The organism is Zemynaea arenosa, from assembly GCF_004614185.1.
Taxonomy (GTDB): Bacteria; Pseudomonadota; Gammaproteobacteria; order Burkholderiales; family Burkholderiaceae_D; genus Telluria; species Telluria arenosa.
This window is the reverse complement of record NZ_SPVF01000148.1, coordinates 22,537-43,927: the sequence shown is the minus strand read 5'-3', so window position 1 is coordinate 43,927 and position 21,391 is coordinate 22,537. Positions and strand designations below refer to the sequence as shown.

Annotated in this window: 16 protein-coding genes and 1 pseudogene; 7 read left to right on the top strand and 10 right to left on the bottom strand. The window is 65.6% G+C overall.

Features of this window, described 5'->3' with window-relative positions; all coding sequences use genetic code 11:
• Window positions 1-1,143 (bottom strand): annotated as a pseudogene (locus E4L96_RS12055) (hypothetical protein); the annotation flags it as partial.
• Between the two features lie 308 nt (window positions 1,144-1,451).
• On the opposite strand from E4L96_RS12055, the gene E4L96_RS12050 reads away from it, so the two are divergent.
• The 4 genes from E4L96_RS12050 (at window position 1,452) to E4L96_RS12035 (ending at window position 3,954) form a co-directional block, all read left to right on the top strand.
• Entirely contained in the window at window positions 1,452-1,751 is a 300-nt protein-coding gene (locus tag E4L96_RS12050; RefSeq protein WP_135207467.1) for a KGG domain-containing protein, read from the top strand.
• Window positions 1,752-1,927: 176 nt separating this feature from the next.
• Window positions 1,928-2,335 (top strand): hypothetical protein, encoded by a 408-nt coding sequence (locus E4L96_RS12045; RefSeq protein ID WP_229414417.1) that lies wholly within the window; start codon window positions 1,928-1,930, stop codon window positions 2,333-2,335.
• Between the two features lie 16 nt (window positions 2,336-2,351).
• The gene (locus tag E4L96_RS12040; protein ID WP_135207466.1) at window positions 2,352-3,473 is read left to right on the top strand and encodes a M14 family metallopeptidase; all 1,122 of its coding nucleotides are present in this window, start codon (window positions 2,352-2,354) and stop codon (window positions 3,471-3,473) included.
• Between the two features lie 16 nt (window positions 3,474-3,489).
• The gene (locus tag E4L96_RS12035) at window positions 3,490-3,954 is read left to right on the top strand and encodes a CYTH domain-containing protein (protein WP_135207465.1); all 465 of its coding nucleotides are present in this window, start codon (window positions 3,490-3,492) and stop codon (window positions 3,952-3,954) included.
• A gap of 138 nt (window positions 3,955-4,092) precedes the next feature.
• On the opposite strand, the gene E4L96_RS12030 is transcribed toward E4L96_RS12035, so the two are convergent.
• Both E4L96_RS12030 and E4L96_RS12025 read right to left on the bottom strand, forming a co-directional pair.
• Window positions 4,093-5,430, bottom strand: a complete 1,338-nt coding sequence (locus tag E4L96_RS12030) for a sensor histidine kinase (protein WP_229414419.1) — start codon at window positions 5,428-5,430, stop codon at window positions 4,093-4,095.
• Window positions 5,430-6,089 carry a response regulator gene (locus E4L96_RS12025; protein WP_135207463.1) on the bottom strand — a complete coding sequence of 220 codons (660 nt, stop codon included), beginning with the start codon at window positions 6,087-6,089 and terminating at the stop codon, window positions 5,430-5,432. The genes E4L96_RS12030 and E4L96_RS12025 overlap by 1 nt, the downstream gene beginning before the upstream one ends.
• Before the next feature lie 111 nt (window positions 6,090-6,200).
• On the opposite strand from E4L96_RS12025, the gene E4L96_RS12020 reads away from it, so the two are divergent.
• On the top strand, window positions 6,201-6,908 hold the full coding sequence (locus E4L96_RS12020; RefSeq protein ID WP_135207462.1) for a DUF2306 domain-containing protein: 708 nt from the start codon (window positions 6,201-6,203) through the stop codon (window positions 6,906-6,908).
• Here the strand turns inward: E4L96_RS12020 and E4L96_RS12015 are convergent.
• The 3 genes from E4L96_RS12015 to E4L96_RS12005 are packed head-to-tail and all read right to left on the bottom strand — an operon-like array spanning window position 6,793 to window position 13,146.
• Window positions 6,793-8,877: a glycoside hydrolase family 97 protein gene (locus E4L96_RS12015; RefSeq protein WP_229414416.1), complete on the bottom strand. Its 2,085-nt coding sequence runs from the start codon at window positions 8,875-8,877 to the stop codon at window positions 6,793-6,795. The two genes, E4L96_RS12020 and E4L96_RS12015, sit on opposite strands and share 116 nt — an antisense overlap.
• A gap of 21 nt (window positions 8,878-8,898) precedes the next feature.
• On the bottom strand, window positions 8,899-10,278 hold the full coding sequence (locus E4L96_RS12010) for an alpha-amylase family glycosyl hydrolase (RefSeq protein WP_135207461.1): 1,380 nt from the start codon (window positions 10,276-10,278) through the stop codon (window positions 8,899-8,901).
• A gap of 21 nt (window positions 10,279-10,299) precedes the next feature.
• Window positions 10,300-13,146, bottom strand: coding sequence for a TonB-dependent receptor (locus E4L96_RS12005; RefSeq protein ID WP_135207460.1), 2,847 nt, complete (start codon window positions 13,144-13,146; stop codon window positions 10,300-10,302).
• 316 nt (window positions 13,147-13,462) lie between these two features.
• Between E4L96_RS12005 and E4L96_RS12000 the strand changes: the two genes are divergently transcribed.
• Together E4L96_RS12000 and E4L96_RS11995 are read left to right on the top strand one after the other, a co-directional pair.
• Entirely contained in the window at window positions 13,463-14,128 is a 666-nt protein-coding gene (locus E4L96_RS12000; RefSeq protein ID WP_135207459.1) for a response regulator transcription factor, read from the top strand.
• Entirely contained in the window at window positions 14,125-15,501 is a 1,377-nt protein-coding gene (locus tag E4L96_RS11995; protein WP_135207458.1) for a sensor histidine kinase, read from the top strand. The genes E4L96_RS12000 and E4L96_RS11995 overlap by 4 nt, the downstream gene beginning before the upstream one ends.
• Before the next feature lie 209 nt (window positions 15,502-15,710).
• Here the strand turns inward: E4L96_RS11995 and E4L96_RS11990 are convergent, their stop codons facing one another.
• The 4 genes from E4L96_RS11990 to E4L96_RS11975 all read right to left on the bottom strand — a co-directional run bounded on the left by E4L96_RS11990 (window position 15,711) and on the right by E4L96_RS11975 (window position 21,334).
• Window positions 15,711-16,967 carry a DUF2863 family protein gene (locus E4L96_RS11990; RefSeq protein WP_135207457.1) on the bottom strand — a complete coding sequence of 419 codons (1,257 nt, stop codon included), beginning with the start codon at window positions 16,965-16,967 and terminating at the stop codon, window positions 15,711-15,713.
• 129 nt (window positions 16,968-17,096) lie between these two features.
• Complete coding sequence (gene acnA / locus E4L96_RS11985) at window positions 17,097-19,805, bottom strand: aconitate hydratase AcnA (RefSeq protein WP_135207456.1); 2,709 nt, start codon at window positions 19,803-19,805, stop codon at window positions 17,097-17,099.
• Between the two features lie 39 nt (window positions 19,806-19,844).
• The gene (locus E4L96_RS11980; RefSeq protein ID WP_135207455.1) at window positions 19,845-20,342 is read right to left on the bottom strand and encodes a hypothetical protein; all 498 of its coding nucleotides are present in this window, start codon (window positions 20,340-20,342) and stop codon (window positions 19,845-19,847) included.
• Complete coding sequence (locus tag E4L96_RS11975; RefSeq protein ID WP_135207454.1) at window positions 20,342-21,334, bottom strand: HpcH/HpaI aldolase/citrate lyase family protein; 993 nt, start codon at window positions 21,332-21,334, stop codon at window positions 20,342-20,344. Before E4L96_RS11975 ends, E4L96_RS11980 begins: the two co-directional genes overlap by 1 nt.
• Between the last annotated feature and the right edge of the window lie 57 nt (window positions 21,335-21,391).

Here is a 21,391-nt window from a genome sequence, read left to right as displayed (position 1 = left end):
GCCCATGCCGCCGGAGGATCCGCCCATGCCGCCGGACGAACCACCCATGCCGCCGCCGGTCTGCGACCGTCCGCCGTTGCCGGCCGAGCCCATGCCTGACCCGCTCATGCCGCTACCGCCGCTGCCCGACTGGGACGACGCGCTGCCTGCGCCACCGGCACCCGCGGCCGAGCCAACTCCCGATCCACCCATGTTGCCCGACTGCGAAGAACCGAGGCCCGTGCCGCTCTGCGACGAGCCGCCACCGAGGCTGCCTGAATCCGGCGCGCCGCCGCGGCTCATGCCGCCCACGCTTGACTGGCTGGACGATTCACCGCCGCCGCCGGCGAGCGGCGAACGCACATTGCTGCCGCGCGTTTCGACCGACGACTGGTTGCCGCCTTCACCCGACTGCGAGCTGCCCAGCGTCGACTGTCCCGGCACGCCGGATTGCGACTGCTGGCCCAGCATCCCGCCGCGCTGCGACGACTGCGACGATTGCGACGACTGCGATGATTGGGATGATTGCGATGCTTGTGACGAACCGCCCGACTGCGACTGTTCCGATCCATCCCAGCCGCGCTCCGACATCTGCCGATTGCCCTGTTCCCAGGACTGCCCCATGCCGCCGCTGCCCTGCTCACCGGAAGAGCCACGCTGCTGGCTGTCCGAGCGGCGCACCAGGTCATCGCTGCCCAGCGACTGGCCTTCGCCTTCCAGGTCACTGCCCGCGAGCTGGGAATTTCCACCCGTGATCTCGCCCATCTGCTGGCCCACGCCGGTGCCTTCGCTGGCGCCGCCGCTCTGCTGGTGCTCACCGCCAAAGCTGCCGGTCACGCGCGACTGGCCCTGCACCGAGTCGCTGCTGCTCCCCGCCGCCGACTGCTGGCCCAGGCCCGCGCCTTCGCCACCGCCGCTGCTCTGCGCATGCTGGCCCTGGCCGCTACCCATGCGGGTCGGGGTCAGAGTATCGTCGCCGAGGCTTTCACCCGACGGCCCGCGCGTGCCCGACTGCTTGTTGCCACCACCTGGCAGACCCGTGCCCTCGGCGCTCGACTGCTGGCTGTAGTTCTCCGTGGTGCCGCCGCGCGACGAGCTCACGCTCTTTTCGTTGCCACCATTGCTGGTCTGCTTGTTCCCCTGGCTGCGCTGGTTCGAATTCATGATTCGCCCTCCTTGTGTGTAAGACGGCGCCGCGTGGCGCCTGACACAGCCATGATGCGCGTCCGGCTTGTCATTCTGTATCGGCACACGCACCCCACCCTTGTAGGACAAGGCCGATGTTCTTGCCCTAGGAAATCTTCTGAAAGCCGGGTTTTCTCAACGCATGAAAACCCGTCCACTAGTCCTACAAACTCCTATCCGCTCGTCCTATACCTCGGCCGCTCCGACGATCCTAAGATGACTCCTACCTGATCAACTGGCGCCGTAGACGCGTCGGGGATTGGCACATTGACAAAGGAGATACGACCATGGCTAACCAGAGTGGTAACAAACAGGGCAGCAACCAGGGTAGCAACCAGAGCAGCAGCCAAAGCAGCAATCAGGGCAACAAGCAGAGCGGCACCAGCAACCGCGGTTTCGCGTCCATGGACCCGCAGCGCCAGCGTGAGATCGCGTCCGAAGGCGGACGCGCCGCCCACGCCAAGGGCACTGCGCACGAATTCACCTCGGAAGAGGCACGCCGCGCTGGCTCCCTGAGCCACGGCGGCGGCAACCAGCAAAGCGGCCGCGGCGGTTCGTCCGGCGGCGGCAACAAGGGCAACCGCTGACAGAAAGCGGTGAACGGCCGAGGTCCCTGAAGGATGTCGGCTGACGCCACAGTAGCAGGGGAGCGCAGGCTCCCCTTTTTGTTTTGGGCATCTTTTTCGACAAAATGCCGACCCGGATGCGGTAGAATCCCAGCGCATTTTCTCGCTTATTCCTACCAATCCCGAAGGACCCCAAAGTGGCAAAGCAAGCAGTTTTCCGTCAAGTCAAGAGCCTGAATGTCGGATGCGATGCGGTCGGCAATCTCCTGCTGGTCAAATACGCGCATCACGGCGGCACTTATTCGACCGCGTTTTTCCCGGCGTCGGTCGTGTTCTGGATGCTCGAGCACATCCCGGTGAACCAGGACCCGAACCTGGAACCGCCGGCCGGCATCCCGCCGTTCACCCAGATGGACTGGGACATCCGCTTCACCCCGCGCGTGGTGTCGGTGAACTGCAAGCAGTTCCCCGATGCGCTGCGCATCCGCATGGAGCTGGAGAACACGCCCGAGCAGACCGTCCTGCTGGACCGTTCCAACGTCGAACTGCTGCGCCACTTCTTCTCGGTGTACGCCAAGGACCTCATCAACCTGGACGCCGCGTAAGCGCGAAAGGCCCGTCATGACCATCAAGATCAGCCAGCAGTTCGACTCCGGCGCCATCGTCGTCGTCCAGGCGGAGCAGGCCAGCCAGATCGACCTGAAGCTGCGCGACGATTCGCACGCCGACATCCGCCAGTGGTTCCACTTCCGCTTGCAGGGCGCGCGTGGGCAGGCGTGCACGATCCGCTTCCTCAACGCCGGGCAGGCCACCTACGCCAAGGGCTATGAGGGCTACAGCGCGTGCGCCAGCTACGACATGGAGAACTGGTTCCGCGTGCCGACCAGCTTCGATGGCCAGGTCATGACGATCCACTTCACGCCGGAGCTGGACAGCGTCTACTTCGCCTACTTCGAGCCGTATTCGTGGGAGCGGCACCTGCGCGTGCTGGGTGAGGTGGCCGAGAACCCGATCGCGCGCGTGCTCGATATCGGCAGCACGGTCGATGGCCGCGACATGAACCTGGTCGTCATCGGCAATCCGCAGGCCGAGAAGAAGATCTGGGTGATCGCCCGCCAGCACCCGGGCGAGACGATGGCCGAGTGGTACGTGGAAGGCATGATGGATGCGCTGCTGGACAGCTCGAACCCGATCGCGCGCAAGCTGCTGCAGCGCTGCGTGTTCTACGTGGTGCCCAACATGAACCCGGACGGCTCCGTGCGCGGCAACCTGCGCACCAACGCGGCCGGCGCCAACCTCAATCGCGAGTGGATGACGCCCACGCTGGAGCGCAGCCCCGAGGTCCTGTGCGTGAAGAACAAGATCCACGAGACCGGCGTCGACATGTTCTTCGACATCCACGGCGACGAGAACCTGCCGTACAACTTCGTGGCCGGGAACGAGATGCTGCAGGACTTCACGCCCGAGCGCATGGCCAGGCAGAAGGCGTTCGTGGATCAGTACATGCTTGCGAGCCCGGACTTCCAGAACGTGTACGGCTACGAGGCCAGCAAATACAACGAGGAGCTTTTGACTTTGGCTTCGAAGTACATCGGCCATACGTTCAAGTGCCTGTCGCTGACGCTGGAGATGCCGTTCAAGGACAATGCGGATCTGCCGGACGCGCACGTGGGCTGGAATGGCGCCCGCTCGATCGAATTGGGCAAGGCGATCCTGCAGCCGATCCTGGCCTCGCTGGATTAAGGGTCGAGGGCGCGCGATGGGCGTCGAAATCGAGCGCAAGTTCCTGCTGACGAGCGACGCCTGGCGTGCGCTGGGTGAGCCGGTGCTGCTCCGGCAGGGCTACATCTCGACCGACCCTGAGCGCGTGGTGCGCGTGCGAGTGGAAGGCACGCGCGGCGTGTTGACCCTCAAGAGCAAGAGCACGGGCGCCACGCGCGGCGAGTGGGAATACGAGATCCCGCTGGCCGACGCCAACGAGCTGCTGGACCGCCTGTGCGACAAGCCGCTGATCGAGAAGTACCGCCGCCGCATCCCGCATGCCGGCAAGGTCTGGGAGGTCGACGAATTCCTCGGCGAGAACGCCGGCTTGCTGGTCGCTGAAATCGAACTCGCCAGCGAGACCGAAGCCTTCGACAAGCCCACCTGGATTGGCGCCGAGGTCACCTTCGACCCCCGCTACTACAACTCCCACCTCGTCCGCCACCCCTTCACCCGCTGGTAACGTTCCCCCTCTGACCTCCGTCAACCCCGGGGTCAGGCCTGCCTTCCCCCTTGGGGTCTGACCCCAGAGACTTTTCCACAGCCGCCTTCATTCGGCGCCGCAGTTATTCACACCCCGGGGTGCCTGACCCCATGGGTTTTAGGCGAGGCCTGACCCCTGTGGGATGTAGACAACGAAAAGGGCACCGCCGGCGGGGGAGGCGGCGACGGTGACGCGGCCGCAGAGGCGGGCGGCGGCTTCGCGGACGATGGCGAGGCCGAGACCCGTGCCGGCAACATCGGCGCTGGCGCGGTAAAAGCGCTCGAAGACCAGGTCGCGCAGCTCGGGCGGGATCCCGGGGCCGGTGTCGCTCACCGTCAGCGTCGTTTCGGTGGCCGACGCTTGCACCGTCGCGGTGACGTGGCCGCCCGGCGGTGTGTAGCGCAGGGCGTTGGAGAGCAGGTTGCTGATGATGGCGGTGGCGGAGGCGCGGTCGCCCAGCAGCGGCACACGCTCGTCACCGTCCACCGTCAGTTCGATATCGCGCTGGATCGCGAGGGGTGCGACCATGGCGGCTTCGTCGCGCACCAGTTCCGCCAGATCGAAGCTGGTGCTGCTGCTCTTGTCGTTGCCAAGGCGCGCGAGTTCCAGCAGCTGGTCGATCAAGTGCGAGGCGCGGCGAATCACGGCGTCCAGCTGGCGCGCGGCTTGGGCGCGTTCGGACTTGTCGTCCAGTGCAGCGACGGCGTGGGCTTGCACGGAGATGGCGGCCAAGGGTGTGCGCAGTTCGTGCGCGGCGTCCTGCACGAAGGCGTGTTCGCGCTCGACCTTGCGGCGCAGTTGCGCGAGCAGCGCGTCCAGCGCGTCGGTCAGCGGAGTCAGTTCGGCGTAGCTGGCCGGCGCGCGCAGAGGCTGCAGGTCGTCCGGACTGCGCGCGGCGATGCGGTCGGACAGGGCGCGCAACGGCCGCAGTCCGCGCGCGACCGCCCACCAAATCGGGATCAGGATGATGATGAAAGATGCGATCAGATAGGGTGCGAGCGTCTGGTTGATGCGGCTGAACAGCCAACCCTTGCTGCGCTGTTCGACCGCCAGCGAAAGAGTCCACCGCCCGCGTTTGCGCGTCACCGCGACATAGCTTTTCTCACCCACCTGCAGCACGCCGTCCGTCCCTGGCTTCACGGGCCAGCCGGGCGTCGCGCACTGTTCGGGGCCGCTCAATGCGCCGTAGGTGTTGCGCGTCATGCCGCGGTCCTGGTTGAGCATCTCGACGGCGGCCATCGCGATCGAACACGCGGCGCCCGTCGTGCGGGCGCTGGCAATCGACGCGAGCAGGTTGTCCGCGCGCGTGGTGGACATGGACACCGTCTCCTCCGGCGCGCTGGCCTGGCGCAAGATGAGCCCCATGTAGGCGACATACACCACGCCGAACGACAGCATTAGCGTGAGGGACACGCGCCGCACCAGCGTGCGGCGGAAGATGGCCGGCGCCTGCATCACGCGGCGCACAGCATATAGCCCACGCCGCGTACGGTGCGGATGCGCTGTGCGCCGATCTTGCGGCGCAGGTTGGAGACGTGAACTTCGAGCGCGCCAAAGTCCAGGGCCTCGCCATGCGGCGCGAGACGCTGCGCCAGCGCGGCCTTGGCCACCACGGCGTGCGGCTGCTTGGCCAGTTCCAGCAGCAGGCTGAATTCGCGTGGGGACAGGTCGAGTTCAGCGCCGCCGACGGTGGCACGGTGGGCGCGCGGTTCGACCACCAAATCGCCGACGGTCCAGACGTCGGTGGCCTGCTGCGCGTAGCGGCGCATCACGGCGCGAATGCGCGACAGCAGCTCGGGCACGGCAAAGGGCTTGGCGATGTAGTCGTCGGCGCCGCCATCGAGGCCGGCCAGGCGGTCATCCAGTCCGGCGCGTGCAGTCACCATGATGATCGGCAGGCCCGCACCCTCGGCGCGCCAGCGCAGCAGCAGGTCGGTGCCCGAACCATCGGGCAGCGCGATGTCGAGCAGGGCGCAGTCGTACTCGTGCAGGTCGCACGGCTGCGGGGCATCGGCGGCGCGGCGCAGCCAGGTGCTGGCGATGCCCTCCGCCTTCAGGGCCTGCTGCAGCCCGTGTCCGAGATCGAGGTCGTCTTCGATGATGAGAATGTGCATGCGTTAGCGGCGACAGTGGATGAGCATGAGCCGGATTATAGGCGCGCCGACCTTAAGCTGGCCCAAAGGTCCACCGGCGCACAATGCGCTCCGTTCGATCAGGAGCCCATCATGTCCGCCGCCTACACCAGCTCACATCTCGCCAACCTGGCGCTGCACGTCGCGGCGGGTGGCATCGGCATCGCTTTCGGATTGGCGGTGCTATGGCGTCCGAAGGGCACGCTCGCGCACAAGGCGGCCGGTCGCTGGTTCGCGCTATGCGTCGGTGTGGTATGCGCCACGGCGGCGCTGGGGAATATGCTGTTCGGCTTTCGACCCCTGTTCGCAACATTGGCACTGCTGGTCGGGTACCAGCTGGTGAGCGGCCTGCGCGTCGCGCGCACCAGGGAGCAGGGGCCGGACGTGGGTGACGCGCTGCTGACGGTGCTGACCTGCGGCGCCGCTGCGTGGTTGTCCACGATGATCGGGATGGCGCAGGCCCCGGTCGCCCGGTCCACGCTTGCGGCGCTGTTCGTGCTGCTGGCCTACGACACGCTGCGCCTGTTCTTTCCGCACCGCTGGCGCGGCACGCTGTGGCGCTATGAGCACGTCTACAAGATGGTGGCCTGCCTGTTTGGGATGATCTCGGCCGCCAGCGGCAATCTGCTGGCGGCCTGGCAGCCGTGGTCTCAGCTGCTCCCTTCAGTCGCCGGTATGGGCGTCATCATTGCGCAGTGGTGGGGGCTGCGGAGGCGGGCGAAAAGCGGATCGCCTGGCCACCACCCGGCGCCAGCTTCAGCGCCAGCGTATCCGCAGCCGTCACCGTCTTCTTCTCGATGACGATGTCGAAGCGGTGCTCGTTGCGGTAGTCTGCCGTATCGCCATCGCGGTAGATCTCGGCCACATACGAGCGCCCCGCATCGAGGAACGACAGCGGCAGCGCCAGCGTGCGTGCATTCCCGTCCGTGACCGAGCCGACGTACCAGTCGTCCGAGCGGCGGTCCTTGCGGGCGATGGTCGCGTACTCGCCCATTTGTCCATGCAGCACGCGCGTGTCCGCCCAATCGGCCGGCACGTCCTTGATGAATTTGAAGGGGCCAGGGTACTTCTCGTAGTTCTCGATCAGGTCCGCCGCCATCACCACCGGCGAATAGATCACCACGAAGCTCGCGAGCTGCTTGGCCTGCGTGGAGTTGAGTGGCTTGCCCTTCTGGCCCGCGAGGCTCAGGATGCCCGGTGTGTAGTCCATCGGTCCACTGAGCATGCGGGTGAAGACGAGGTTGACCTCATGGTCGACACCGTTGATCGGATTGCCCCAGGCGTTGAACTCCATTCCGCGTGCGCCTTCGCGCGACAGCCAGTTCGGGTAGGTCCGGCGCAGGCCCGTGTCCTTGATCGGCTCGTGGGTGTCGATGGCGATGCGGTAGCGCGCTGCCTCGGTCACGGCCTTCAGGTAGTGGCGCGAGCCTTCCTGCGAATCGGTAAAGCCGAAGTGGGTCTTGCCGTTCTTTTCGGGGAAGAGGGCCGTGCCGGCGTCGGTCACGTAGCCGGACTTGATGCTGTCCACGCCCAGCGACGCGTACAGCTTGTAGCCCGCGTCCATCTGCTTTTCGTAATTGGCGATATTCCCGCCCGTCTCGTGGTGGCCGATCAGGCGAACGCCCTTGGATTTGGCGTAGGCCGTGACAGCCTTCAGGTCGAAGTCCGGGTAAGCCTGGGTGTAGCTGAAGTTGGACTGGTAGCCGACCCAGTTGCCATCCCAGCCCTTGTTCCAGCCTTCCACCAGCACGCCGCCGAAACCGTTCTTCGCTGCGAAGTCGATATAGCGCTTGGTGTTGGCGGTGGTCGCGCCATGGCGTTTGCCGGAGGCCCAGGTGGTCTGGTCCAGGTGCATCTCCCACCACACGCCCACGAACTTGGTCGGCTTGACCCACGAGACGTTCCCCAACTTGTTCGGCTCATTCAGGTTGAGGATGAGGTCCGACATGTACAGGTCCGCGGCGTTGTCCGCGATCTGCAAGGTGCGCCAGGGCGTGGTGAAGGCGCCGTGGCGCTCCACCGCCGGGCCGGTGCTCGATGGTGCCAGGTGGGCGCGCAGCTTTTGCCCTTCCACCTTGCGCAGCCACATGGACGCATAGTCGACCAACGCCGCCTCATGGAAGGCGACGTGCGTACCGTCCTCGGTGCGGATGGTCATCGGCGTGTTGGCCATGCCGACTTCGCGCAGCGGCGTCTTCGTGATCGGGTATTCGAGGGCCAGCAGCTCGCCGGCAGGCTGCCACCAGGCGGTGGCCGGCGGCGCCACCACGAACTCGGTCAGCTCGTCCGCGATCTTGACGTCGCCGAGCTGCGGCTGGTTCGGAAATTCGTAGCGGAATCCGATGCCATCGTCGAACACGCGGAACACCACGGCCAGCTTGCGGCCATTGACGCTGCGCTGGGCCACGTCCACGCGCAGCTCCTTGTAGTGGTTGCGCACGTAGCGGCGCTCGCCCCAGGGCTGCTCCCAGGTGTCGTCATGTTCGCTGACCGACTGGCCAGCGAGACTGAAGCCGCCGTCCAGCGCGGGCGCGTTGGTGAGGATGAAGCCGAGGCGCGACGGCGCGATCAGCGGCTTGCCCTTGCGCTGGACCTCGTAGGCCAGGCGTCCATCGCCGGTCAGCTGCACGGTCACGTCCAGCACATGGCCGGGCGAGGAGACGGCGGCGAGGATATTGTCGGCGAGCGCGGAACCGGCGGTGCAGGCATACACGCCTGCGGCCATCACGGCGGTGGAGACCCAGCGGATCTGGAAGGTGGAGATGTGCACGTGGATCCTCGTTTTTGGGCGTTATTGGGTAAAGAGTTTGTAGCTCCAGGGAGCCAGGTCGAAGGTGGTGGCGCTGTCCACGCGCACGGTGGCGTTGGTGGTGAAATCGCGCCAGGTGCCGATCTGCGGGCCGTCTTTGAATGACGCATGCACCGGCTGGGCCGAGAAGTTAAAGACGGCGAAAACCTTTTGCGAGCCCTGCGCGCGCACGAAGCTGAAGATCTTCTTTTCGTCGCTGTTCTTTACCTGCTCCATGCGGCCACCGGCCGCGCCGTTCCACAGTGCGCGGTTGTGCTTCTTCAGCGCGATCAGCCTGCGGTACAGGTCCGCATAGGGCGATGGCTGCCACACAATCGGGTCGCGCTCGAAGAAGGCGAGGCGCTTGCGGTTGCCCGCTTCCTGGCCATTGTAGAGCATGGGGATGCCTGCGCTGACGAAGGAAAACACGATGGTGGAATCGGTGGCGGGGCCGAAGATGTCGAATTCCGTGCCCTCCCACGAGTTCTTGTCATGGTTGCTGGTGCCGAGCAGGCGATAGGCTTCGCGCGGGTAGAACTTGTCGTTCCACGCGTAGTAGGCGTGCAGCGAGGTGGCATCCGCGCGGCCTTCGGCGAGATTCTTCATCGCGTCGAACCAGGACCACGAATAGGTGGCGTCGAAAGCCTTGGCGTGCATGTCCCGGCTCTCCCATTCGGCCAGCATGAAGACCGGCTTGATGACGCGCAGTTCGCGGCTGGCGTTGTCCCAGAAGTCCTGCGGCACCAGGCCTGCGGCATCGACGCGGTAGCCATCGACGCCGACATCGCGTACCCAGTACGCCATCGATTCGGTCATGTACTTGCGCAGCGCGGGTTGGGAGTAATCGAGGTCGATGATGTCGTCCCAGTCGTACCACGGGGTGGGGCGCGGCTGGCCCTTGGCATCGTTGTCGTACCACTCGGGGTGGGTGGTGCGCAGCACGTTGTCCCATGAGGTGTGGTTGCCGACCCAGTCCAGGATGACGTGCATGCCCAGCGCATGGGCGCGGTCGACGAAGTGCTTGAGGTCCGCCAGCGTGCCCAGTTCCGGGTTCACAGCGCGGTAGTCCCGCACGGCGTACGGGCTGCCGAGCGGGCCTTTGCGGTTCTTTTCGCCGATCGGGTGGATCGGCATGAGCCAGAGGATGCCGACGCCCAGTTTCTTCAGGCGGGGCAGCTCCTTTTCAGCGGCGCGGAAGCTGCCTTCCGCAGTGAACTGGCGCGTATTGATTTGATAGATGGTGGCGTCCTGGCTCCATTCCGGGTGCTGGAACTGGACGTAGGGGACGGGCTGGTACGGGTTCGCGGCATGCGCTGTCACGGCCAGGGCGGCGAGCCCCAGCAGGACAGCGAGCACGCCGCGACGTGCTCGGTGATGAATCATGTATCAGGCTTGGTGAAAAACTCAGAATTTGTAGTTCAGGCCAAACGAGTAGGTGCGTCCATATTTGACCTCATTCGTGATGATATCCGGATCCTTGGTGTATTCGCGGAACGGCTGGTTGGTCCAGTTGTGGGCCTGGAGCAGGACCGTCAGGCCCTTCATCCAGCCCTGCTGGAATTCATACGCCGCCTGCAGGTCCACGATGGTCTCGCCCTTGATGAAGGTGAACTGCGAGTCGCTGCGGTAGTCGAGGATCTGGCCGATGAAGTTGGAGCGGCGGTACGCGGCCGCAGCCAGCTGGATGCCGTGGTTCTCGTAGTACAGGCGCATGCTGGACACGTTCTTCGAGAGACCCGGCAGGCCGATCTCGGACACCGCGCCGTTGAACACCGGGGCATTGTTCTTGGTGACGAAGGCAGACGTCGGCAGCTTGACCGCGCTGTCGGTGTACGAGTAGTTGGCCTGCACGCCAAAGCCGTCCAGCCACGGGGTGACGAGCGAGAACGGGATGTTCACGGCCAGCTCGTAGCCGTGCATGTTGCCGCCCTGGCCGTTCTCCGGCTTGGTCAGGAAGCCGATCGCGGAATCCTTGTAGGGGCCCGTCTGCGGCAGCGGCGTGTTGGCGCTGGTGTAGGGCGTGAAGTCGAATTCGCGCGGCGCGTTGATGACGTAGTTATCGAGCTTCTTGTAGAACACCGCGGCGCTCACGTAGGCGCGCTTGCCGAAGTATTTTTCGTACGAGAGGTCGACCGAGCGCGCGGAGTAGGGCTTCAGTTCCGGATTGCCCGCGTAGCCGGTGAGCGCCGGTGCGGTGGCGGTGGCGCTTTGCAGGCCGAAGTCCATGCTCGCCTTCAGGTTATCCAGGTTGGCGCGCGAGATCTGCTTGCCGGCGCCGAAGCGCAGGTACTGTTCGCGACCCAGGTCAAAGGCCAGGTTCACGCTGGGCAGCACGTCGGTGTAGCTGGTGCCGCCGGTGCGCACGGAGTACGGGCAGGTGTCGACCGTGATGCCGGTGCAGCGCGCCAGGTCCACCTGGTTGCCGCTCGCGCTTTGCTTGGTGTGGACGACCTGCAGGCCGATGTTGCCGGTGTAGGGAATCGAGAACAGCTTGCTGTCCAGGTCCGCCATCGCGTACAGGGTGCTGACCTTCTCGCTGACCGACCAGGCGCGCGACAGGACGGTCGCATCGACCCAGCGATTCAGGTTGTAGATGGTGCCCAGGGTGCCGGTCGGGTCGAACGACACGACCGGGATGCCGGTGCCGCCGGCCATGGCGACGTCAGTGCCCGGGACTGCGACGCTGGCGAAGCCGTCGCCGTTGATGATCGAGAGGCGGCCTTCGTCGCCGCTGCGGGACTTGTCGCGCTTCGTGAAGTTGCCACCGAAGTGGAGGTTGGTCACCGGACCCCATTCGAGTTCGCGGTGGCCCGCGAGGCGCACGCTGTCCACCTGGTCTTCGATGTTCGGCAGCGAGACGTAGCCCGCCTGCGGCGTGTTGGGGCCACCGCCCCAGCCATCGACGTCGGTCAGCACGGCCACCTTGCGGTCGCTGTAGTTCAGGCTCGGGGTGTACTTCACCTGGTCGAAGTGGACGCCGTCGAAGTTGGTGTACGAGATGGAGCCCAGCTGGCTGGCCGGCACATTGCCCGGCTGGCCGGCGGTGGTCTCGTAGTTGGACATGTTCTTGACGCCGCGCGAGTGCGACAGGTCGCCCTCGATGCGCCATTCGTTCACCCGCAGCTCGCTGTTCACGCCGATCGAGAACAGGCGGTCCTTGTTGGAGAACATGTGGTTGCGCACGTCCGCCTTATAGTTGGAGAGCGTGCCGCTGGTGGCGATGCCATTGGCGACGGTGGCGTTGGACAGTTCGCCGTCTGGATCGTAGATGCCGGTGCTGCCGCCGACGGCGCCTTCGATGCCCGTCTTTTTGGTCGCTTCCGAACCGCGCGAGTAGAACACGTCGACCATGGTCTTGAAGGTCTGGCTGGGGCGGAACTGCAGGCCGAGGGAGATGGCGTCACGGTCGTTCTTGCGGCGCGAGGTCTCGGCCAGGAAACCGCCCGGGACCTTCACGGTCTGGCCCTGGTACTGCTTGTCGACCATGAAGCCGCCCCAGGAATCGAATTTCAATTCGCCGCCGTTGTCCTGCTCGAAGGAGGTCAGGCCGAGCGACAGGCCGAAGGTGCGGTCCGCGAACTGGTCGACGTAGGTGAGGGTGGTGCGGTGGCCTTCGCCCAGGTCCGAGCCGGAGTCGTAGCCGATGCGCTCCTTGCGCGCGCTGGCCGCGATCACGCGCTTGCCGAAGTCCAGCGGGCGCAGGGTGCGCAGGTCGATGGTGGAGGCCAGGCCCTGGCCCATCAGGCTTGCGTCAGGGGTTTTGTAGATCACGACGGAGCCGGTCAGCTCGGACGGGAACAGGTCGAACTCCGGGCTGCGGGCGTCGCTGGTGGAAGCCTGTTCGCGGCCGTTCAGCAGCGAGCCGTTGAAGCTCGGCGAGAGACCGCGCACGCTCACGTCGGTGGCTTTGCCGTTGGTCTTGTTGCGCTGGGTCGTCACGCCGGGCAGGCGCGAGACCGATTCGGCCACGCTGGTATCGGGCAGCTTGCCGATGTCCTCGGCCGAAATGGCTTCCACGATCGAGGTGGCGTTTTTTTTGATCGAGATAGCGGCCTCGATGCCGGTGCGGATGCCGGAGACGGTGACCTGGGCGATGTCCGGCTGGGCGGGGGCCTGGCCACCCGGTTTGATCTCGGGTTCCTGCGTGGTCTGCGCGTGGGCGCCGAGCGCAAGGCCCGAGAGCATCAGCGCGCAGGCCGTGGCGACAGGGTGGAGGGCGAACCGGCGGTTCTTGGGGGCGTGATTTTTCATGCGGTGTCTCTGGTGTTGTTGTAGTGGACCGCATGATGTGGCGGGCGCGATGGTGGGTCAAAACCCATCTGTGGCGGTTCTGAATCTGGCCTGAAGATTGGGACGGCGCTGCATACATACGGGAATGAATGTTATTTGCACGCGCGGCGCGAACGGCAGACAAAATGGCTTACTAAAGGTGCATGTGCAACGCTTGTTTGCACTGTGGGAGAAAATGGCAAAGAATATTTGCTTCAATTGTGAGCCCGCCGGCACGCGCCCGCGCCTGAAGAAAACCTGAAGATTGCGCGCGGCCCCGCTGCTACACTGCTGCACCATGAAGATTTTTATGATCGAGGATGACCTGTCGATCGGGCGCGCGCTGCTGTCCGTGTTCCAGGACGAAGGGCACACTGTGGTCTGGTGCCGGCTCGCGGAGAACGCGGTCGAGCGGATCAAGGCCGAGCAGTTCGACGCGGTGTTGCTGGACCTGGGCCTGCCCGACGGCGACGGCACCGTCGTGCTGCGCGACCTGCGCGCCCAGGGCTTGACCCTGCCGGTGCTGATCATCACCGCGCGCGACAGCCTGCAGGACCGGCTGAATGGCTTCAACATCGGGGCCGACGACTATCTCATCAAACCGTTCGAGATTCCCGAGCTGCTGGTGCGGCTGAAGGCCATCGTACGGCGCGCCAGCGGCACCACGGACAAGCGCGACCAGCTCTGGACCTTCGGTGACCTGGTGCTGGACGAAGGCAGCATGCAGGTGACGCGTGGCGGGGCCGAGGTCTCGCTGTCGCGCACCGAATATGCGCTGCTGCTCACGCTCATGAAGCAGTCCGGCCGCGTGCTCACGCGCGCGGAGCTGGAGCGCCGCGTGCTGCCGCACAGCGAAGGGCAGACGCTGGACGTCCACATCTACAACCTGCGGCGCAAGATCGGCGAGCGCTTCATCCGCACCGTGCGCGGGGTCGGCTACATGGTGCCGAGGGACGCGGCATGAGGCGCGCGTTGCGGCCATCGTCGCTGTTCCGCCGTCTGATGCTGGGCTTTTCCAGCGTGGTGGTGATCGTGTTCGTTCTCGGGCTGTGGTACGTGATCAAGGACGCGCAGATCACCCAGCGCGCGCGGACAGCGGCCGAGAACCGGGCGCACACGCGGGAGGCATTGCTGCACCTGTCGCTGCTGGCCGCGCAGCCGGAACGCATGGTGGCGGCGGCGCAGGAGCTGGAGCGGGTGCGCAAGCACATGTTTCAGGTGCTGGACTATCACTCTATGGTGCGGCTGAAGGTGTGGAAGGACGGGCGACTGGTCTACAACTCGCTGCCCGCGCTGCCGGAAGCGCTGCCCATGCCCACCGATCCCCGGCCGTCCAACGTCAACGGGTGGGTGAGGGCGGTGGAGCGCGACGACGCGGCAGGGCTGGTGGTGGAGCGCAGTCACGAGGTGGACGATCTGTGGATGCTGTCGATGTCCGGCATCAGCTTCCTCGCCTCGTCGACGGTTTTCAGTTTGCCTCTGCTGCTGCTGCCGGCGTGGCTGATCGTGAAGATCGGTCTGCGGCCCGTCGGGTCGATCGCGGACCAGATCGAGCAGCGTTCGGTGTCCGACCTGACGGCGCTGCCGGAGTCGAAGTACCGCGAATTGTCGCCGTTGGTGGATGCGATCAATAGGCTCATGAAACGCCTGTCCGAACGCATCGAGCGCGAACACGAATTCCTGACCGATGCCGCGCACGAGCTCAAGACGCCGCTGGCCGCGATCCAGGTGAATGCGCACCTGCTGGTCTCGCGGGTGGGCCCGGAGGCGGCGGCGCGCTGCGCAGAAGCCGTCGATGGCCTGCGCGATGGCGTCAGCCGCGCGACGCACATGGTGCACCAGCTGCTGGCGCTGGAGCGCGCGCATACCGAACCGAGTGCGGAGCCGATGCCGCTGTCCGACCTCGGAACTTTGGTGCGCGACCGTCTCGCCGCCGCTGCGCCGCTGGCCTTACAGCGCAACGTGGAAATCGAATTCCAGGCCGATGCCGAATGCCCGCTGCCGCTGCACATCGAAAGCATGGCCGCGCTGGTGGACAACCTGATTTCAAACGCCATCAAATACTCGCCCGAGGGCGGCCGCGTGACCGTGCAGCTGGCCCCGACGGACGGCGGCTGCGCGCTGACGATCAGCGACCAGGGCCCCGGCATCGACTCCAGCCTGCACCGCAAGGTATTCGAGCGCTTCTACCGCATCCCCGGCCAAGAGCAATCGGGCAGTGGCCTCGGCCTCGCGATCGCCGAACGCGCCGCCGAGCGCAACGCCGGCAGCATCACCCTCTCCGCCGCCGACGACGACAAGGGCCTGCGCGTCCAGGTTCACTTCACCCCCGCCTGACCTGCGCCACATCAACCCCGGGGTCAGGCCTGCTTCTCATAGACGGGGTCTGGCCCCAGCCAGTTATCCACAGAATATCCACAGATCCTTCGCTCTGCGCCAGTGCGGCTGAGAAAGGGGAGGCCTGACCCCGGTGCCGAGCGGGGAGGCCTGACCCCGGTTGAGGCAGCGCAAAAAAACGCCCGGGAGGGCGTTTTTGGGCGGACGGGTTAGTGGAAGTGCTCGGTGCCGACGGGGGCGTCTTCGGGCATTTCGGCGTGCACCAGCTCACCGGTGGGGTCGGCGAACAAGGGCGCGCCGCAGTCGTCGCAGTATTCGGCGACAAAGCGCTCGCTGTGGCGCTTGATGTGGGTGATGCCGATCTCGTTCAGGCAGGCGACGATTTCGTCCAGCGGCGTGCGCTGGGCGGGTTCGGCGACGTTCATCAGGCCTTCGACCGGGGTGCCGTCTTCGTCTTCCTGCCCGTACAGCGGCCAGACGATCCCGTACACCACGTCAGTCGACTGGCGCATGGTGAAGGCAACGCGGTATTCATCCACCTGGGCTTCGCTCGACTCTTCGCCAAAGCCGGCAATCACGGCGCGCAGCTCGCCCGGCTCGCAGCCCAGCGTGTTGGTGAGGTAGTGCACGGCCGCGCGGATCGACACGGGACGAATCAGCTTGTCCGCCTCGCGGCACCCGACGTAGTAGGCCTCCGGCAGCAGCAGTTCGATGCCGCAGCCCGGCAGCAGGCGCGAGACGTTGGGCGTGGCCTGGGTGCGCCACTGCTCCAGCGCGGCCTGGCGCTCGGCCTGGAAGTTGTTCTGGTGCGCGGGCTCCTGCCAGCGGAAGATCGGGCCGCCGTGCGGCACCACCACCGCCACCAGCAGGTAGCGCGTGTCGGCCAAGAACGGCACGGTGTCCGGCGCCTTCAGCTGCAGCTTGACGGGGAGGTTCTTGTACGCGGCCTGCGCCAGCTTGTGCGTCAGCGAATACAGCTCGCCGTGGGAGCGCGGCAGCTGGTCGATGGAGAACAGGTGCGGAGCCATGGCCAGCCGCACGCCATCGGCCAGCAGATGCGCGCCGAAATGGGCGGAGAGCGTGGACAGCAGGTCGGCCGGAATCGGCCCCTGCGGAATCGTGAAGCGGGTCCAGGCCAGCACCGGCGCGGCGATCAGCAGGGCGGTGTAGCGCTGTTCGGTGCCGTCTTCCAGCTCGACCATGTACGACGATTCGCTGACCGCTTCCACCGCTTCGGTCAGGGTGTCATACGCCAGCAGGTCATCCTTGAACAGGACGTTGAGTGCGTTGTCGATCGTGTCCTGGTGGTTGGACTTCAGCAGGCGCTGCAAAGTCTGGTCCAGCTGCTGCTCCAAGGACCGTTCCTCGACACGGCTGCCGACCTGCACGATCGCCTGGGCCAGGCTGATCAGCCGCTGCCCTTCGGCGCTCAATTTGAGGGAGGAATCTTTGGATGGACGACGCATGTGTGTGTTCTCAGTTCGATAAGGCTTCAGGACTCTATTGTAGTGGATTCTCACAGGACCATCGGGAAGGCGAGGCCCCAATGAAAAACGCCGGCCCGCAGGCCGGCGTTCGCAGCAAAAAGCCGACGGTTATGCGGCCAGCAGCTGGCGCAGCACGAACGGCAGGATGCCGCCATGCTTGTAGTAGTCGACTTCGATCGGGGTGTCGATGCGCAGCAGGACCGAGGTTTCCTTGATCTCGCCGTTCTTGCGGCGGATGACAAGCTTCAGCTGCTGCTGCGGCTTGACGTCGCCTTCCAGGCCAACCAGGTCATAGGTCTCGTCGCCGGTGATGCCCAGCGACTGCACCGAGTCGTCGCCCAGGAACTGCAGCGGCAGCACGCCCATGCCGATCAGGTTCGAACGGTGGATGCGCTCGAAGGAACGCGCGAACACGGCCTTCACGCCCAGCAGCTGGGTGCCTTTCGCGGCCCAGTCGCGCGAGGAGCCGGTACCATATTCTTCGCCCGCGAAGATCATGGTCGGCACGCCGTTGTCGATGTATTTCATCGCCGCGTCGTAGATCGACATCTGCTCGCCATCCGGCTGGTACAGGGTGATGCCGCCTTCGACCGCGGAACCGTCGGCCTTCGGCGGGATCATCTTGTTCTTGATCCGCACGTTGGCAAAGGTACCGCGCATCATGATCTCGTGGTTGCCACGGCGCGAGCCGTAGGAGTTGAAGTCGGCCTTCTGTACGCCATGCGCCAGCAGCCACTTGCCCGCCGGGCCGTCTTCCTTGATCGAACCGGCCGGGGAGATGTGGTCGGTGGTGATCGAGTCGCCGAACACGCCCAGCGCGCGCGCGCCCTTGATGTCGCCACCGGTTTTCGACGGCTTCATCTCGAAGCCGCTGAAGAACGGCGGCTCGGCGATGTAGGTCGACTCCGGCCAGTTGTACACCTGGCCCGTGGTGGAGGACACGTTCTTCCACAGCGCGCCCGGGTTGCCCTTGACGTCCGCGTAGTTGCGCTTGAAGGTCTCCGGATCCATCGCGAGGCGCATCAGGGCGCCGACTTCCTGCGACGACGGCCAGATGTCGCCGAGGTAGACGTCCTTGCCGTCCTTGCCCTTGCCAACCGGCTCGGTCATCAAATCGCGCGTCATGTTGCCGGCGATGGCGTAGGCCACGACCAGTGGCGGCGAAGCCAGGAAGTTGGCGCGGATGTTCGGGTGGATGCGCGCTTCGAAGTTACGGTTGCCCGACAGGACCGCCGCGGCGACGATGTCGTTCTGCTGGATGGTCTGGTTCAGTTCCGGAGTCAGGTCGCCCGCGTTGCCGATGCAGGTGGTGCAGCCGTAGGCGGTGACGCCAAAGCCCAGCTGGTCCAGGTAGGGCAGCAGGCCGGCCTTTTCCAGGTAGGTGGTGACCACGCGCGAGCCCGGGGCCAGCGAGGTCTTGATGTGCGGGGCGACGACCAGGCCTTTTTCGACGGCCTTCTTGGCCAGCAGGCCGGCGGCCAGCAGCACGCTCGGGTTGGAGGTGTTGGTGCAGGAGGTGATGGCGGCGATCAGCACGTCGCCGTTCTTCACGTGCACACCGTTTTGCGTGGTGTAGGTGTTAGTCAGGTCCGCGGCCGGCTTGTTGAAACCATTCTCGCTGGTCGGCTTGGAGAACAGGTCGATGAAGTTGTTCTTCACGTTGCCAATTTCGATACGGTCCTGCGGGCGCTTGGGGCCGGCCAGCGACGGGGTCACCGTGGCCAGGTCCAGGTGCAGCACGCGGGTGTAGTCGATCTGGCCTTCGGCCGGGACGCCGAACAGGTTCTGCGCCTTGAAGTAGTTTTCGAAGGCGACAATTTCCTCGTCGGTGCGGCCGGTGCCGCGGAAATAGTCGATGGTCGCTTCGTCGACCGGGAAGAAGCCCATGGTCGCGCCGTATTCCGGCGCCATGTTGGCGATGGTCGCGCGGTCGGTCAGCGACAGGGTCTTGGTGCCGGCGCCGAAGAACTCGACGAACTTGCCGACCACCTTCTCCTTGCGCAGCATCTCGGTGATGGTCAGCACCAGGTCGGTCGCGGTGCAGCCTTCGCGCAGGGAGCCGGTCAGGTTGACGCCGATGACGTCCGGGGTCAGGAAGTACACGGGCTGGCCCAGCATGCCGGCTTCCGCCTCGATGCCGCCTACGCCCCAGCCCACCACGCCGATGCCGTTGATCATGGTGGTGTGGGAGTCGGTGCCGACCAGGGTGTCCGGGTAGTAGGTGCCGCCCGCCTGGTGCACGCCGCGCGCCAGGTATTCCAGGTTGACCTGGTGGACGATGCCGAAGCCCGGCGGCACGACGCCGAAGGTGTCGAAGGCCTGCATGCCCCATTTCATGAACTGATAGCGCTCGTTATTGCGCTGGAATTCCAGTTTCATGTTCAGGTCCAGCGCCTTCTTCTCGCGGAAGTGGTCGATGGTGACGGAGTGGTCGACCACCAGGTCCACCGGGACCAGCGGCTCGATCTTCTTCGGGTTCACGCCCTGTTTCTGGGCGACGTTGCGCATCGCGGCCAGGTCGGCCAGCAGCGGCACGCCGGTGAAGTCCTGCAGCACCACGCGCGCGACCACGAACGGGATCTCGTCGGTGCGGGCCGCGGTCGGGCCCCAGTTCGCGAGCTGGCGCACGTGCTCCTCGGTGACCTTCTTGCCGTCGCAGTTACGCAGCACGGATTCAAGGACGATACGGATCGACACCGGCAGGCGCGAAATGTTCACGCCCAGGCTTTTCTCCAGCGCGGGCAGCGAGTAGAACTGGCCTTTCTTGCCACCGGCGAGCTTGAAATCCTTGAGCGTGTTGAGTGTGTTGCGGGACATGACCTCTCCTTAGTTAGGAACTTGTATTTCGGTTGTTCTTCAGCCCTGGCGGACCGGCGGCGTGGCGACCGTGGCCTGTTCAGGGGTCTTGCATTCGTTGGCGAGCTGGCGATTGAGCTTGGAGTCCAGCAGGATGCCCTTGGCCGGGATGCCGATCCAGATCAGGCCCCAGAACGGATTCTCGAAGCGCAGCGCGCCGGTGGTGGTGCCCACCCGCGTGAGGCGGTGCAGGCGGTTCTTCCAGCGCAGCGCGATGTGGCTGTCGTCACCCTCGTTCCTGTAGATGGTGACCTTGTTATTCAGCTCGCACTGGTATTCGACGGTGACGGTGTCCTTCACATCCGGCTCGTCTTCGTCCGGGTTGCCGGTCCTGGCGGCGGCGCCGGGTGCGGTGGACTTGGCGGCCTTCGCTTTCGCGACGGCGGATTTGGAGGGCTTCTTTTTCGGCTCGGCGGCGCCGGCAGGCGCGCTGCACAGGACGGCGGCGGCCAGCAGCACACCGGCGGCGGCGCCCAGCTTGGACAGGAGGATGGACATCAGGCGGATTCCGTAGGAGAGTTGACCAGAGCTGCCGCGGCGTCAGGCAAAGGGAGGCCAGCGAGCTTGGCGCGCTGCAGAACTGTCCAATAATATCGGTAGCTCGCGCGGTCGTGCAAGCGGCCATGTTGCGCGATTGGCGCCCAATCGCCATTCATCGCTTCGGACAAAATCGAAACCGCTTCGTTCACTTCCGACAGGCGCGGCGTGAAGGCCTTGAGGATCGGCTTGATCTGGTCCGGATGGATGGACCACATGCGGGTGTAGCCGAATTCCGCCGCCGCGCGCTGGGCGTCGTTGGCGACGATGGCCGAATCCTTGATCTCGGTGGTGACGTTGTGGGAGGCCACCTTGCCATGCGCGTGGCAGGCCGCCGCGATCTCCAGCTTGGCGCGCACCACCAGCGGGTGCGCGAACTGGCCCGGGGTGCGCATCGCGCTCGCGGGGATGGCGCCGTAGTGGGCCGACACGAAGTCCATGATCCCGAACGACAGGCATTCGACTTGGGGCAGGGCGGCGATGGCCCAGGCGTCGTGCAGGGCGCCGTGGGTCTCGACCAGCAGGTGCACCGGCAGGTGTTCGCGTCCGAAGCGGGTGGCCTGGGTCTGGATCACGTTGACGGCGCGCTCGGCTTCTTCCAGCGAGTCCACCTTGGGCACCACGATGTAGGCCACGCGCTGGGCGGCGGCGGCCAGGATGGTTTCGACGTCCGGCTCGAAGTGGGGGCTGTGCACGTCGTGCACGCGCACGCCGATGCGGCCGAACTGGTTGGCGTCCTCATTGAGCAGCTGGCCGACCAGCTGGGCATGGGCCAGCTCGTTGCCGGCGGCTGCGCCGTCCTCGCAGTCGAAGGTGATGTCGAAGACGGGGCCAAGCTCTTGTTGCAGGGCCATCGACTTGCGCATCAGCTTCTCCGAGCCGGCGTAGTGATCGCAGGCGGGGAGCAGCAGCGGCGCGCGCTGGTTCTGGAATAAGACCTCGGAGGGATGCATGGTGTTCTACGTGGAGCAGCGCCCGCGCGCCGGACCGGGGAAAACCCGGCGGGCCAC